20 protein-coding genes are annotated in these 13,440 nt (G+C 35.5%); 5 read left to right on the forward strand and 15 right to left on the reverse strand.

Features of this window, described 5'->3' with window-relative positions; translation table 11 throughout:
• Window positions 1–137 precede the first annotated feature (137 nt).
• The 11 genes from rseP to FJR06_RS05440 form a co-directional block, all read right to left on the reverse strand.
• Window positions 138–1,232: an RIP metalloprotease RseP gene (rseP, locus tag FJR06_RS05380; RefSeq protein ID WP_168651015.1), complete on the reverse strand. Its 1,095-nt coding sequence runs from the start codon at window positions 1,230–1,232 to the stop codon at window positions 138–140.
• Window positions 1,233–1,311: 79 nt separating this feature from the next.
• Entirely contained in the window at window positions 1,312–1,449 is a 138-nt protein-coding gene (locus FJR06_RS05385) for a hypothetical protein (protein WP_174782923.1), read from the reverse strand.
• Complete coding sequence (locus FJR06_RS05390; RefSeq protein ID WP_015080150.1) at window positions 1,437–1,589, reverse strand: hypothetical protein; 153 nt, start codon at window positions 1,587–1,589, stop codon at window positions 1,437–1,439. The genes FJR06_RS05385 and FJR06_RS05390 overlap by 13 nt, the downstream gene beginning before the upstream one ends.
• The gene (locus FJR06_RS05395; RefSeq protein ID WP_015080149.1) at window positions 1,582–1,845 is read right to left on the reverse strand and encodes a Txe/YoeB family addiction module toxin; all 264 of its coding nucleotides are present in this window, start codon (window positions 1,843–1,845) and stop codon (window positions 1,582–1,584) included. The genes FJR06_RS05390 and FJR06_RS05395 overlap by 8 nt, the downstream gene beginning before the upstream one ends.
• Window positions 1,842–2,078 (reverse strand): type II toxin-antitoxin system Phd/YefM family antitoxin, encoded by a 237-nt coding sequence (locus FJR06_RS05400; protein WP_015080148.1) that lies wholly within the window; start codon window positions 2,076–2,078, stop codon window positions 1,842–1,844. Before FJR06_RS05400 ends, FJR06_RS05395 begins: the two co-directional genes overlap by 4 nt.
• Before the next feature lie 288 nt (window positions 2,079–2,366).
• Window positions 2,367–2,534 carry a hypothetical protein gene (locus FJR06_RS05405; protein ID WP_168651017.1) on the reverse strand — a complete coding sequence of 56 codons (168 nt, stop codon included), beginning with the start codon at window positions 2,532–2,534 and terminating at the stop codon, window positions 2,367–2,369.
• A 3-nt stretch (window positions 2,535–2,537) separates the two neighbouring features.
• Window positions 2,538–3,011 carry a type II toxin-antitoxin system VapC family toxin gene (locus tag FJR06_RS05410; protein WP_137906929.1) on the reverse strand — a complete coding sequence of 158 codons (474 nt, stop codon included), beginning with the start codon at window positions 3,009–3,011 and terminating at the stop codon, window positions 2,538–2,540.
• Window positions 3,012–3,230: 219 nt separating this feature from the next.
• Complete coding sequence (locus FJR06_RS05420; protein ID WP_015080147.1) at window positions 3,231–3,458, reverse strand: antitoxin; 228 nt, start codon at window positions 3,456–3,458, stop codon at window positions 3,231–3,233.
• 449 nt (window positions 3,459–3,907) lie between these two features.
• Window positions 3,908–4,075: a hypothetical protein gene (locus tag FJR06_RS05425; RefSeq protein WP_168651017.1), complete on the reverse strand. Its 168-nt coding sequence runs from the start codon at window positions 4,073–4,075 to the stop codon at window positions 3,908–3,910.
• 3 nt (window positions 4,076–4,078) lie between these two features.
• Window positions 4,079–4,552: a type II toxin-antitoxin system VapC family toxin gene (locus FJR06_RS05430; protein ID WP_137906929.1), complete on the reverse strand. Its 474-nt coding sequence runs from the start codon at window positions 4,550–4,552 to the stop codon at window positions 4,079–4,081.
• Between the two features lie 219 nt (window positions 4,553–4,771).
• A complete protein-coding gene (locus FJR06_RS05440; protein WP_015080147.1) occupies window positions 4,772–4,999 on the reverse strand; it encodes an antitoxin in 228 nt (75 codons plus the stop codon).
• 568 nt (window positions 5,000–5,567) lie between these two features.
• Here FJR06_RS05440 and FJR06_RS05445 point away from each other — a divergent pair.
• Window positions 5,568–5,855 carry a type II toxin-antitoxin system HigB family toxin gene (locus FJR06_RS05445; protein ID WP_015080146.1) on the forward strand — a complete coding sequence of 96 codons (288 nt, stop codon included), beginning with the start codon at window positions 5,568–5,570 and terminating at the stop codon, window positions 5,853–5,855.
• Between the two features lie 122 nt (window positions 5,856–5,977).
• Window positions 5,978–6,379 carry a type II toxin-antitoxin system HigA family antitoxin gene (locus FJR06_RS05450; protein ID WP_015080145.1) on the forward strand — a complete coding sequence of 134 codons (402 nt, stop codon included), beginning with the start codon at window positions 5,978–5,980 and terminating at the stop codon, window positions 6,377–6,379.
• A gap of 253 nt (window positions 6,380–6,632) precedes the next feature.
• On the opposite strand, the gene FJR06_RS05455 is transcribed toward FJR06_RS05450, so the two are convergent.
• Window positions 6,633–7,103, reverse strand: coding sequence for an RDD family protein (locus FJR06_RS05455; protein ID WP_168651019.1), 471 nt, complete (start codon window positions 7,101–7,103; stop codon window positions 6,633–6,635).
• Between the two features lie 166 nt (window positions 7,104–7,269).
• The gene (gene serS, locus FJR06_RS05460) at window positions 7,270–8,550 is read right to left on the reverse strand and encodes a serine--tRNA ligase (protein ID WP_168651021.1); all 1,281 of its coding nucleotides are present in this window, start codon (window positions 8,548–8,550) and stop codon (window positions 7,270–7,272) included.
• Window positions 8,551–8,987: 437 nt separating this feature from the next.
• Between serS and FJR06_RS05465 the strand changes: the two genes are divergently transcribed.
• On the forward strand, window positions 8,988–9,569 hold the full coding sequence (locus tag FJR06_RS05465; RefSeq protein WP_371723455.1) for a Uma2 family endonuclease: 582 nt from the start codon (window positions 8,988–8,990) through the stop codon (window positions 9,567–9,569).
• Window positions 9,570–9,589: 20 nt separating this feature from the next.
• Here FJR06_RS05465 and FJR06_RS05470 read toward each other — a convergent pair whose 3' ends face one another.
• Complete coding sequence (locus FJR06_RS05470) at window positions 9,590–10,162, reverse strand: DUF3611 family protein (protein ID WP_015080141.1); 573 nt, start codon at window positions 10,160–10,162, stop codon at window positions 9,590–9,592.
• A gap of 122 nt (window positions 10,163–10,284) precedes the next feature.
• On the opposite strand from FJR06_RS05470, the gene FJR06_RS05475 reads away from it, so the two are divergent.
• Complete coding sequence (locus FJR06_RS05475; protein ID WP_015080140.1) at window positions 10,285–10,818, forward strand: cofactor assembly of complex C subunit B; 534 nt, start codon at window positions 10,285–10,287, stop codon at window positions 10,816–10,818.
• A 456-nt stretch (window positions 10,819–11,274) separates the two neighbouring features.
• On the opposite strand, the gene FJR06_RS05480 is transcribed toward FJR06_RS05475, so the two are convergent.
• A complete protein-coding gene (locus tag FJR06_RS05480) occupies window positions 11,275–11,604 on the reverse strand; it encodes a DUF3155 domain-containing protein (protein ID WP_015080139.1) in 330 nt (109 codons plus the stop codon).
• Between the two features lie 362 nt (window positions 11,605–11,966).
• Between FJR06_RS05480 and FJR06_RS05485 the strand changes: the two genes are divergently transcribed.
• Window positions 11,967–13,322, forward strand: coding sequence for a sensor histidine kinase KdpD (locus FJR06_RS05485; RefSeq protein ID WP_168651024.1), 1,356 nt, complete (start codon window positions 11,967–11,969; stop codon window positions 13,320–13,322).
• The last annotated feature ends 118 nt before the right edge of the window (window positions 13,323–13,440 follow it).

The raw sequence follows: 13,440 nt of genomic DNA on the forward strand, positions 1-13,440 counted from the left end.
TAATAAATTTTCCTAGTATTTAGTCATCTTTTAGATGACTTTCGCTATTAGCAAGGAACTTGAGTTCCTTGCGGGATGAAGATTTTGCGTTAAGTTGACACCAATGAACACTGCTAAACCCCCTACAATTACTGGATTTACAATTTCTGAAATAATTGTTGGATAAATTCCAATTGAGTTGTTTCTTTCACAATTAAGAAAATACCTAATCCTAACAGTAACACCAAACCAGTTTGCATCACACCGTCTTGAATTTTGTTAGGTAAAGGCTTACCAAATAATCCTTCAATTAATAAAAAGGCTAATTGTCCACCATCTAAAGCGGGAAGAGGCAAAATATTAATAATTGCCAAGTTAATACTAATAATTGCCGCAAAAGAAAATAAATTTGTGCTATCACTAGCGGCTAATTGTGCGCCAATTTGGACAATTTTCACGGGTCCAGAAACTTGTCCCACAGTTTGCCCAAAATTAGTAATTAACTGCCCAAAACCTTGGAATGTCCCCACAACTAACTGTTGAAAACGATTAGCTGCAACTTTGATAATCTCCACAATATCTTGGGGACGGCGATAAATTGCTTTACCATTGGGACCTAATTCAATTCCCACTAGACCTTTACCATCAGCACCCTGTTTAGGAGTTAGTTTTAGGTTAGTTTGTTGGGTTTCGTGTTGAATTTTTAAGTCAATTTCCTGATTAGGATGGGTTTGAATTTCCTTTGTCAATAATGTAGTTGCGTCTTTACCTAGAGGAATTTCTTGGCCATTTACAGCCAGAATAATATCTCCTTCCCGAATTCCTGCTTGGTAAGCAACAGACTGTTCATTTACAGGTTTGACAAGGACACCGGGTTGATACTGAAATTCTTGGGGTATACCAACGATTCCCAATTGCAAAGCCAACATCAAATACGCAAAGATTAAATTTGCAATTACACCGGCACTAATGACAATAGCACGGTCTAAAACTGGGCGGTTACGCAGCAAATTGGGGTCATTGGGGGGAATTTCGCTATCTGGATCATCATCGGGAAAGCCGACAAAGCCACCCAAGGGGAAAGCGCGGATAGTGTATTCCGTTTCTGATCCTTGGTACTTTAAAAGAATCGGACCAAAACCCAAGGAGAAACGGTTAGCGTAAATACCTTGAGAACGGGCGGCTATGAAATGTCCAGACTCATGTACTAAGATCAAAATAGCCAAAACTGCGATCGCTGCTAAAACTGACATAGAGCAAATTAATCAAAATATTCGGAAATATATTCTTATTGTAGTTTGGGAATGGGCGCAGGGACTCAATCGGCTGATGTCAATTTTTCATCTGTTGTCTAATCCAATCCCGAAAGCAGCGAATCATGGCAATTTCGCCAATTTCCAGACTTTGAGTTAAAAAATGGGGAATTTCTGTAGTTAGGGGCAAATTTACAAGGACTATTATTTGAGACATTCCCACTCTTCTGCGTTAACAATAGGACTAACAATATCACCCAATGTTTTACCTTTACCAATGATAGTATTAGGAGGAGTACGGCGTTTTTTGGCTGGTAATTGATGTTTGAGAATCAGATAAAAAAACATACTATTCATAATGAGTCCACATTCGTAAAATTTTGGCCGTATTTTCAGATTCAATTACTTCATAGACTAACCGATGTTGAATATTAATCCGTCGTGAATATGCACGTTCTAAATCTCCGACTAATTTCTCATAAGGTGGGGGATTTTGAAACGGATTGATTTGAATAATATCAAGTAAGCTTTGTGCTTTATCTTTTAAATTACTTGCAGCCAATTTTTTAGCATCTTTCTGAGCTTGTTTAGTATAAACTAAATTCCAATTCACCACTCTAATTCCCCATCACATTCTGCAATCGGTGTTGCTAATCCTTCTTTAATTGATTCCCGTATTCCTGGAATAGAAAGAAGATAAAGAGTTTCTTGGATAGATTTCCAGTCTGCTTCAGACAATAATACTGCGTTGCTATTGTCTCCGGCAATAACAATAGGTTGATGAGACTGATTGACTGAATCAATTAAATCCTGTAATTGTTGTTTTGCTTGATTAATTGAAATCATAATCTTTTTTTTTGAGATTACATTATAATAAATAATAGCATGAAATTTAATTTTTTGTCTGAATCAGGATGTCCAGGATTTGAGGATGTACAGAATGTTTTATTAATATTCATCTACATTTTCAGAAATTGTGCTAATTCAAATATTCCAGAATATCAAAATCAAATATAATCCTGTTAATCCTGTAATCCTGGTTATCCTGATATGGCTAACGCCACGCTTCGCTATCAGACAGTTAAATATTAATAAAAAACGGTGCATTACATTTCATTAACGCACCCTAAAAAATCAGCGTGATTTTACCACTGTCTTCAAGGGAAGAGAAATAATTTTTCTGCCACTTGTTGCTTGTTTTTTTCTTAAATCAGCACAAATAGCTGCTAAATCATAATTAAATGACTTAGCTTGTTCATCTCTGATTTTGCGAATTTCTGCCAAAACTTCATCATTCAACATAAATTATTCTCCTAACATTTCATAAGGTGTACATATTGTTGGTAGTTCATATCCTAAACTATCAGCAATTTGTGAGAGTTTTTTCTGAATATAGGGGTTAGCAATGTGCTTACAATTCCATGTTAACAGATAATCTAAACCATAGACTGTAGCTGTAGCAATATGAACAGTATCATAAGCAGCAGTGGGTGGTAAATTACTTTGTTTTTGAAATTCCTGTGCTAAGTTTTGTACTGGTTCTGTGATATCAAGTAAAGGAAAGTTATTTAAAACTTCTATTCTTTTATTCACCATTTCTGGATCACCTTTTGCTGCTTCTTGCAATACCAGTTGAGAAATGTAAATAGTAAAAGAATTTCTCTGAGTATCCCACCAATCTCTTGTTATTTCCGCATTAGCAGCAACAATTAGATTTTTACTAGGTCTTGCTGTTAAATAACCAATAATACTTGTTTCTATGTATATTGTTTTGGTCATATTATTAAAGTGTGATTACTTTGCTAAATTTACTATACAGTATCTTGTTAATCTTTTTTGTCTGAATCAGGATGTCCAGGATTTGAGGATTAACAGGATGTTTTATTAAAATTAATCTATATTTTCAGAAATTGACAAGGTTTGAAATCGAGCTATAACTTTTTCTGGCTTTTGTTTAATCAGATAAATACAGATGTTGGTATCGAGAAGATATTGCATTTAAAATTCCTCTCTTTTATCAATAGGAAGTTGATCTCTAGTCATCATAAAATCATCAGAGAATTGATCTAAACTATCAATTAGAGTTTGCCAAGGATTATCTGTACTAATAAGAATAATGGCATTACCAATTTTTTTAACATAAACCTCTGTACCCGTCATTTTAAAATCTGTTGGTAATATCACCATTTGATGAGTACCGTCACTGCTAAGTTTGGCTGTATTCATGATTATTTCCTCTAATTCATGTTAGTTGTTTATGCTTTAATTGTAGCTAAAAATTGTCAGAATCAGGATGTACAGGATTTGAGGATGTACAGGATGTTTTTTTAATATTCATCTACATTTTCAGAAACTGCATTTTGTCTGAATCAGGATGTCCAGGATTTGAGGATGTACAGGATGTTTTTTTAATATTCATCTACATTTTCAGAAACTGCATTTTGTCTGAATCAGGATGTCCAGGATTTGAGGATGTACAGGATGTTTTTTTAATATTCATCTACATCCTCATAAATTGCGCTAATTCAAATATTCCAGAATATCAAACTCAAATACAATCCTGTTAATCCTTTAATCCTGGATATCCTGATATGGCTAACGCCACGCTTCGCTATCAGACAGTTAAATATTAATAAAAAACGGTGCATTACATTTCATTAACGCACCCTAAAAAATCAGCGTGATTTTACCACTGTCTTCAAGGGAAGAGAAATAATTTTTCTGCCACTTGTTGCTTGTTTTTTTCTTAAATCAGCACAAATAGCTGCTAAATCATAATTAAATGACTTAGCTTGTTCATCTCTGATTTTGCGAATTTCTGCCAAAACTTCATCATTCAACATAAATTATTCTCCTAACATTTCATAAGGTGTACATATTGTTGGTAGTTCATATCCTAAACTATCAGCAATTTGTGAGAGTTTTTTCTGAATATAGGGGTTAGCAATGTGCTTACAATTCCATGTTAACAGATAATCTAAACCATAGACTGTAGCTGTAGCAATATGAACAGTATCATAAGCAGCAGTGGGTGGTAAATTACTTTGTTTTTGAAATTCCTGTGCTAAGTTTTGTACTGGTTCTGTGATATCAAGTAAAGGAAAGTTATTTAAAACTTCTATTCTTTTATTCACCATTTCTGGATCACCTTTTGCTGCTTCTTGCAATACCAGTTGAGAAATGTAAATAGTAAAAGAATTTCTCTGAGTATCCCACCAATCTCTTGTTATTTCCGCATTAGCAGCAACAATTAGATTTTTACTAGGTCTTGCTGTTAAATAACCAATAATACTTGTTTCTATGTATATTGTTTTGGTCATATTATTAAAGTGTGATTACTTTGCTAAATTTACTATACAGTATCTTGTTAATCTTTTTTGTCTGAATCAGGATGTCCAGGATTTGAGGATTAACAGGATGTTTTATTAAAATTAATCTATATTTTCAGAAATTGACAAGGTTTGAAATCGAGCTATAACTTTTTCTGGCTTTTGTTTAATCAGATAAATACAGATGTTGGTATCGAGAAGATATTGCATTTAAAATTCCTCTCTTTTATCAATAGGAAGTTGATCTCTAGTCATCATAAAATCATCAGAGAATTGATCTAAACTATCAATTAGAGTTTGCCAAGGATTATCTGTACTAATAAGAATAATGGCATTACCAATTTTTTTAACATAAACCTCTGTACCCGTCATTTTAAAATCTGTTGGTAATATCACCATTTGATGAGTACCGTCACTGCTAAGTTTGGCTGTATTCATGATTATTTCCTCTAATTCATGTTAGTTGTTTATGCTTTAATTGTAGCTAAAAATTGTCAGAATCAGGATGTACAGGATTTGAGGATGTACAGGATGTTTTTTTAATATTCATCTACATTTTCAGAAACTGCATTTTGTCTGAATCAGGATGTCCAGGATTTGAGGATGTACAGGATGTTTTTTTAATATTCATCTACATCCTCATAAATTGCGCTAATTCAAATATTCCAGAATATCAAACTCAAATACAATCCTGTTAATCCTTTAATCCTGGATATCCTGATATGGCTAACGCCACGCTTCGCTATCAGACAGTTAAATATTAATAAAAAACGGTGCATTACATTTCATTAACGCACCCTACGAAATGAGCGATCATACTTGCAGCAACGCAACGCTTACGTGCTGCTAATTTCAATACTTCGTCTAATTTGAAATGAATTTCCAAAAATTCCTTTACAGAGGCTTGACATTTGGTTCTCTTTATGAGAACATAGAGTTACACGAATAAGGACACAAGGTAAAGTAGATATGTTTAAACTAAAAAAATCGAACTTAATAATATATTATGAAAGTAATTGGCATCGAAAACCTAACTGAATTTAGTAAGATTCATCCAGATTCTGAAATTAGTCTTAATGTTTGGCTCCAAACTGCTCAAAAGGAAGAATGGAAACACATTATAGATGTAAGGGAAGTTTATCCACACGCAGATTTTGTACAAGGGTACACAGTCTTTAATATAGGAGGAAATAAGTTTCGGTTAATTACTAAAATTACCTATAAAGTCAAGACCATTAAGATTGAGGATGTATTAACTCATAGTGAATATAATGAAGATAAGTGGAAAAAATAACGAATAATTAGAGGATTTCGCTTCTTAATAGTCTAATTACACTACTCAGAAGCTCATAAACATCTAGGATATGGCTTTACTATGTCCCTAGTGAAAACATTCTACCCCAAAGGGGGTTGTATATGACAACTACACTAAACAAGGAAGAATACATTAAGCTACTTTCTGAAACTGTGCCACGTATAATTGACACAGAAATAGAGCATAAGCGTCTACTAAATGAAGTAGATAAATTTATGGATTTAGGGGAAAATTTGACAGATGAACAAGCTGAAGTTTTGCAGTTGCTGGTAACACTAATTGAGCAATATGAAAATAAAGTCTATCAAATGAAAGCTGTAACTCCCCTAGATATATTACATGAGTTAATGTCAGTAAGACAACTCAAACAAAAGGATATCGTCGAAATTTTTGGGTCAAAAGGTATTACTTCAGAAGTAATAAATGGTAAAAGAAGTATTAGCAAAAATCAAGCCAAAGCATTGGGAGATTTTTTTCATGTATCATATACTTTGTTTCTGTAAGCAAATGGGGATAATAGCTTGCTTTCTGAATCACTTCTAATGCTTTAATTGTAGCTAAAAATTGTCTGAATCAGGATGCTCAGGATTTGAGGATGTACAGGATGTTTTTTAAAATTAATCTGCATTTTCTGAAATTGCGCTAATTCAAATATCCCATAATATCAAACTCAAATACAATCCTGTTAATCCTTTCATCCTGGTTATCCTGATTCAGACAGTTCAATATTAATAAAAAACGGTGCGTTACATTTCATTAACGCACCCTATGAGATGAGCGATCGCACTTTACCACTATTGTATTAGCTAGTGTATCTCCCAATCGTTGTCTCTTTTTTGAAAAAACAAATAAGTAGTCAAACACTCCCAAAGGTATTGAAGGTAGATGACGAAGAAAAGCTTTTATAAGTGTACAAGGCTTTCTTGATGTCGCATCTACCACCTGTATTTTCATAAGCCGCTTTCCAATACTTTGCCCATTCTTGAAAGCATCTGAAAACAGGAAGTAAAAGATAGCAAAAAGAAAGCCAATGCGAAATATTGATAATGAAGTTGATAAAACAAGTATTGTAATTTGGATAAAAAAGTCAATTAGGTAAGCAAAAAGTCTTTCATCAAGTGAAGCTAAATCGCCATCAACTGAGAATAAAAGATAGCCACATTCATCACAGCAACCATCTTTAGTACCTTCAGGTGGATTATTATGACCGCATTTAGGACATTGCATAAATTTGATGTTCAAACACTAAACTGTAAAATTCTTTCTTGATTATTACTGATAATAGTTAAAATTTCTTCAATATCACCTTCATTGTAACATTTATTATAAATTTACTATATTTTCTCAACCCCATGTAGAGACGCACCCCAAACGCCTCTACAAAACCCCTAAACTACAAAACCTCCCTACCCAAATAAACCTGCAAAACCTCCGGTACTTTAATCGTCCCGTCAGCTTGCTGATAATTCTCCAAAATCGCCGCCATAGTCCTTCCCACAGCCAAACCAGAACCATTTAAAGTATGCACAAACTGCGTCCCTTTCTTACCAGCTTCCTTAAAGCGAATATCCGCCCTTCTCGCTTGAAAATCCACACAATTAGAACAACTAGAAATCTCTCGATACTTCCCAGCAGAAGGCAACCATACCTCTAAATCATAAGTTTTTGTTGCAGAAAAACCTAAATCAGCAGTACATAAATTAATCACTCGATAAGGCAATTTTAAAGCCTGTAAAATACTCTCTGCACTGACTAGCAACGTCTCCAATTCATCAAAAGAATCTTCCGGTTTTACTAACTTCACCAACTCCACTTTATTGAATTGATGTAACCGAATTAAACCCCGCATATCCCGTCCATAACTTCCCGCTTCCCGCCGAAAACATGGCGTATATGCAGTATGATAAATTGGTAATTCTTCCCCGTTGATAATGTCCCCTCGATACAAATTAGTTACCGGAACTTCTGCGGTGGGAATTAACCATAAATCATCCTCTGCACATTTAAAACTGTCCTCTGCAAACTTGGGTAATTGTCCAGTTCCCGTTAAAGAATCAGTATTTACTAACAACGGTGGACTAACTTCTATATAGCCATTTTCAATATGTTTAGAAAGCATAAACTGAATTAATGCTCTTTCTAAACCTGCACCCGCACCTATCAAACTTACAAACCGAGTTTGGGCAACTTTTACCGCTTTTTCAAAGTTCAAAATTCCCAATTTTTCGCCGATTTCCCAATGTGGTATAATATTTGGGTTTTCGGGTTTATATTCATCTCCCCATTTTCTCACTTCTGGGTTATCATCTTCACTTTTACCAATGGGAGTAGAATCACTGGGTAAATTCGGAAGTGCTAACAGTAATTGATGAATTTGAGCTTTTAATTCTTTTTCCTGGGGTTCTAATCCGCTTAATGTGGTTTTGAGGCTGTTTCCTTCATCCTTTAAAGCCAGAATTTCTGCATCTTGAGGATTAACACCAGATTTTACCTTGTGTCCCACCAGTTTACCAATTTCATTACTCCGGGCTTGGAGTTCATTGCGTTTTACTTCCAATTCCCGTTGTTTCTGACTCAAATCTAATATAGGTTGAATCTCGTATTTGCCACTACGACTGTTCAACTTCTCTTGTACCAGTTGGGGATTTTCTCTAATTTGTTTAATATCCAGCATTGGTGAATTTCGTTAAGTTTTGTCAATTATACTTGATTGAGATGATTAATCGTAGGGGTTTAACAATGCTCATAGGTGTCAACTTAAGCTACAAATAGCTTATTTGTTTAGCTTCCAAACCCGCCCGGAACTTAAGTTCCGGTCTAATAGCCAAAGTAAACTAAAGTTTACTAAAAAATTTTCGGGTTATTTAGTCATCTTTAGATGACTTTTGCTATGAGACTGGGAATTCATTCCCAGGCGGGCTATGGGTTTTACGTTAAGTTGACACCTATGAACAATGTTAAACCCTATATACTAATATCACGTTTTTTATCTGTGTTTATCTGCGTTTATCTGCGTTTAATTATGATCAGTGACAAATTTACCAAATATCGTTGATAATTAGTTCAGATACTCTTCTCCATTACCTAAGCGTTAAGGAGTTTTCAGAAATGATGACAACTCAATCAGTTATTTTAAATATCAAAAATGTTGGTTTAAGTGATGAACAATTTTATCAATTATGTCAAATTAACGAATATTATAAATTTGAACAAACAGCTAAAGATGAATTAATTATCCTCCCTCCTTCTAATCTAATTACTGGTAATAGAGAAGCAGAATTAAATGGAAATTTGATGATTTGGAATCGTCAAACTAAGCTAGGAAAAGTATTTAGTTCTTCCACTGTTTTTACTCTACCTAATGGTGGTAAACGTTCTCCTGATGTGGCTTGGATAGCTAATGAACGTTGGGAATCTTTAACCATTCAAGAAAAAGAAAAATTTGCTAAAATTTGTCCTGATTTTGTCATAGAATTGCGTTCTCGTACAGATTCTTTAAGTCAATTACAGGAGAAAATGCAGGAATATCTTAATAGTTGTTTACGTTTAGGTTGGTTAATTGATCCTCAAAATCAACAAGTAGAAATTTACCGTCAAAATCAATCTGTAGAAATAGTATCATTACCGACAAGTTTATCGGGAGAAAATGTTTTACCAGGATTTATTTTAGAACTACCTGTTTTCAAAGATTAGGATATTACAACCACTGTCAATTATGGTTTATTAATCCGATTCATTAACCACAAAGATGCTAATAAACCTGCAAAATGCGCTGATACAGTATTTGTATTTGCCTGGACTATGAGCATATCCAAACCGCTAATAATCCGAGTGGGGTCAAATAATTGAGTAGTTGCGGCTTGAGGAGATATTGACCTAGCTACCAATGTACCAACAATCGCCTGCGCTCCCAACAGGGTGACTAATATGCCGCCTAAATTTATCCATAGTCCCAAACGTAATACTTGCACGGTTTCCGCCTTACGGGGACGATTACTAGCATTAGGGGATTCTAGTTTTTTGCCAATTCTGGTGTAGCGATAAGCCAAGTAAATACCAACGCCCAACAGAATTATGCCACAAATTGCTAAAAATACACCAAAGCCTGTGCCTGGATTATTATTGGGGCTGTTGGCTTTTTGACTAAAAATGCCAAATAATAAGACAATTATTCCAGAGATTACACCTAATACCAACTGAATCCAGAAACTAATCCAACCTGCTAGGCGAAATTGTTGGGCGATAGCCCGGATGTTAGATGATGGTGTTTCGGAGTTTTGTGACATATAAAAATTAAAAATTAAAAGTTAAAAACAACTTCCGTTTGTTGTTTGTTAGCTGTTACCTGTTTCCAGAATAATTGATAATGGTTTAAGTCTACTGAAAATTTCCGACTTAAAAATTAGTTATGGATTTTACCGTTTTGCAATCTACTTTCCTGTTAACTTTCCTCTTATCAGTTGGTTTATTTTTCTTTATACGTGCTTCAACTAAAGACCGTACAGAAATGATGCGCTTGACTTCGGATCAGGACGAAAATACATTCATGACTTCATTAAAGGAGTATTTTCGCTCTCGTGCTTATCGAGTTTTAGCGGTAGACTCTGCCAAAAATCAAGTCACCTTTGAGGGATTTGTCAGCCCTAGCTGGTTTTTAGCGGTATTTTTGACTGTATTAGCTGCTGTGGGTTTAGGTTGTTTGGCGTTGGTTTTATCAATGCTTTTTCCCGATTTTGGGCAGTTTTTTCTGGGAATAATCCTATTTTCGCCTTTAAGTGGGTTATTGTATTGGAAAAAATCTGGAAGACTTGAGAAGGTGTCACTCAAGATGGAAAATATCCTGAGTGGACAAGACTTCTCAAGTATAATTACTGTGACTGCCCATAGAGATGAACTTGCTGAGTTACAAAGGGCATTACAGCTAAAGACGCTGGACACTTGATTGATTTTTGGGGATAAAAACCAGCATTCTCCACATTCATGTAGGCTTCTGACTACAATTTTGAGTAAATCAGCAGTAGGAAGGAAAAATTTTGCTTGTGCTGTTAATCTTCCTGATGCCTGAAATGTCATAAGGAAAAATTTAAATTGGTGGACAGAGCTTGATAGTAGTCCAAATTAATGAGAGCATAAATAATTCATGCTTCATTTTTTGGATGACCTTGGCTCTGTCGCTATTCTCTTGGTGTATAAGCTGATAATAAACTGATTCATCTAACCAAATTTAGTTGATGAGGAATTAATTATGCCATGACTTGAGAGAATTCATTTAAACCCTACTGGCAAATTCAACAACAAAATTAAAAAAAGGAATTTTTGAATAAGCTGGTCAAAATTACCAGTTAATTATTCACAGATTCAGAAGTCACACTTACAAGATATGATGGTCATTTGTTGTTTAGTTACTGGCAACAGCAACAGCAACAGCAACAGGTTCTTGTGCTGTTGGTGATTCTAAAGTCCTAAGACTAGGGAACAAGAAATGATTCTCTTCTACGTATTGAGCGCCAAACAGACCTTTTTCCGCCCAGAAATAACGGTCTGTTGTATGTTCATTACGTTTTACTAGTAGCAGCGCGGGTGGCAAAATACCTTCAGCTTGAATAAATTTTCTTGCTGCTGTCACAGGTTTATCTTCGCCACTTTCAATGCTGTACTGAGGAATATGCTCAAGTATGCGCCGTCCTTCCTGTCTCCGACGACTCTTCCGCTTGCGTCTCCGTGCCAACCTATTGTCCTCCTGTTTCAAGCTATAGACTGTAGTTATGGCTACAAAATCCGTCGTCATTATATAAGTTCTATCTCAAAAAATCAATAGTTTTTAATGTTTTGATACAACTGGGGAAAAAACAATTAAAAATCAAGAATTAAAAATTAAAAAATCGCTGCCTTTTCAGCCATTACTTGTTACCTCTTCGCCCATTACCAGATTAAACTAGATAGCTATAAGCCTTGACTGGGGGCTGGGGACTGGGGACTGGGGACTGGGTAATTTTCTTCTTCCTTGCTCGGTGACTCGGTGACTCGGTGACTCCTGACTCGGTGATTCCTGACTCCTAGATTCTTTCTTCCTCCTAGATTCCTGAACTCATGCTAATGTCTGCCAGTTCTGATTTCCTTGCTCTATGTCGAGAACAAATAGCCCTGCTAACCCAAGGAATGGGGGCATCTTTTACGGTGGTTTATTTAACACAGGAACTGGTAGAAAAGCCTATAAGTGAGGCGCGACTAATTCCGGTAATGGTGTATCCAGAGACTATAGCATTAAATTCTAGTAATGAATATGGTGAACCAGAGAATAGCTATTCTGTAAGGCTTGCTAATGTTTTAGCATTCCCAAATCAGCAACCGAGGTTGTTAAAACCGACTTCTGTATCTTCTCATCCGTCGGTGGAATCGGAAACAACAGAAAAACAAAATTTACACGATGAACAGGATGAATACTTACTCAGTCATAACCAAATTGTTTTACCCCTGATTTATGAGGGTGTAATGATGGGCTTATTGGTGACTGCGAGGGACGATAGGGAATGGAATCAACGGGAAGAGGGGGAAATTGAACGCATTGCCAAAACTTTAGCGATCGCTTGCATTTTAGACCAACGGAGGGCTTGGTTACAACACCAACTCCAGCAAGAACAAATTTTGCAAGAGAGACAACGGGATTTATTAGATAATCTTTTGCATCAGCTTCGTAACCCCTTAACTGCTATCCGCACCTTTGGTAAGTTACTATTTAAGCGAATGCGACCGGTTGATCCTAATCGGGAAGTAGCAACCAGTATAGTCAGGGAGAGCGATCGCTTGCAAGAGCTATTGCAACAATTTGATCAGGTTATTGATTTAAATACAGCAGATTTAGCACCTCTACCTCTACCAGAATCAAAGGTTGTTATTAATGAAAATGTGCAAAAGCCAGTTAAACCTGCATTATTATTGCCAGGAACAGGAGAACAATTAACTGATTGTTGTCTAGCAGATTTATTAGCACCTTTATTAATATCGGCTCAAGCTATTTCCCAAGAAAGAAATTTACAATTAATTACGGAAATTTCCCACTATTTACCTTTAGTAAAAGTGAATGAAAAAGCATTAACAGAAGTGTTGAGTAATATTATAGATAATGCTTTGAAATATACTCCCCCCGGTGGAAAAATCTTAGTCCAATGTGGGCAACAAAAAGGAAATTTACAAGGTATTGCTATTAGTGATACAGGTCCTGGTATTCCTCCAGAAGATCTAGAACATCTTGGAGAAAGACATTATCGAGGTGTACAGGCAAAAACAGAAATACCCGGAACTGGTTTAGGAATTAGTATTGCTAAACAGTTAATAGCAGAAATGCAGGGAAGTATAGAGGTTTTCAGTCCGGCCATTCACTCAATTATCACATTACCGCATATCCCAGGAACTACATTTATAATTTGGCTACAGTCTGTTGATTAAGTGATAGAAGTTTTATATTTAATTGGATATATGCTTAGAGGGTGTTTGAAAAGTTTTGAATGTATAGACTGACCCCTCTCCAAACCTCTCCCCTGCAAGGGGAGAGGCTTTAAAACCC

It is taken from the genome of Dolichospermum sp. UHCC 0352, from assembly GCF_009711925.1.
Lineage (GTDB): Bacteria > Cyanobacteriota > Cyanobacteriia > Cyanobacteriales > Nostocaceae > Dolichospermum > Dolichospermum lemmermannii.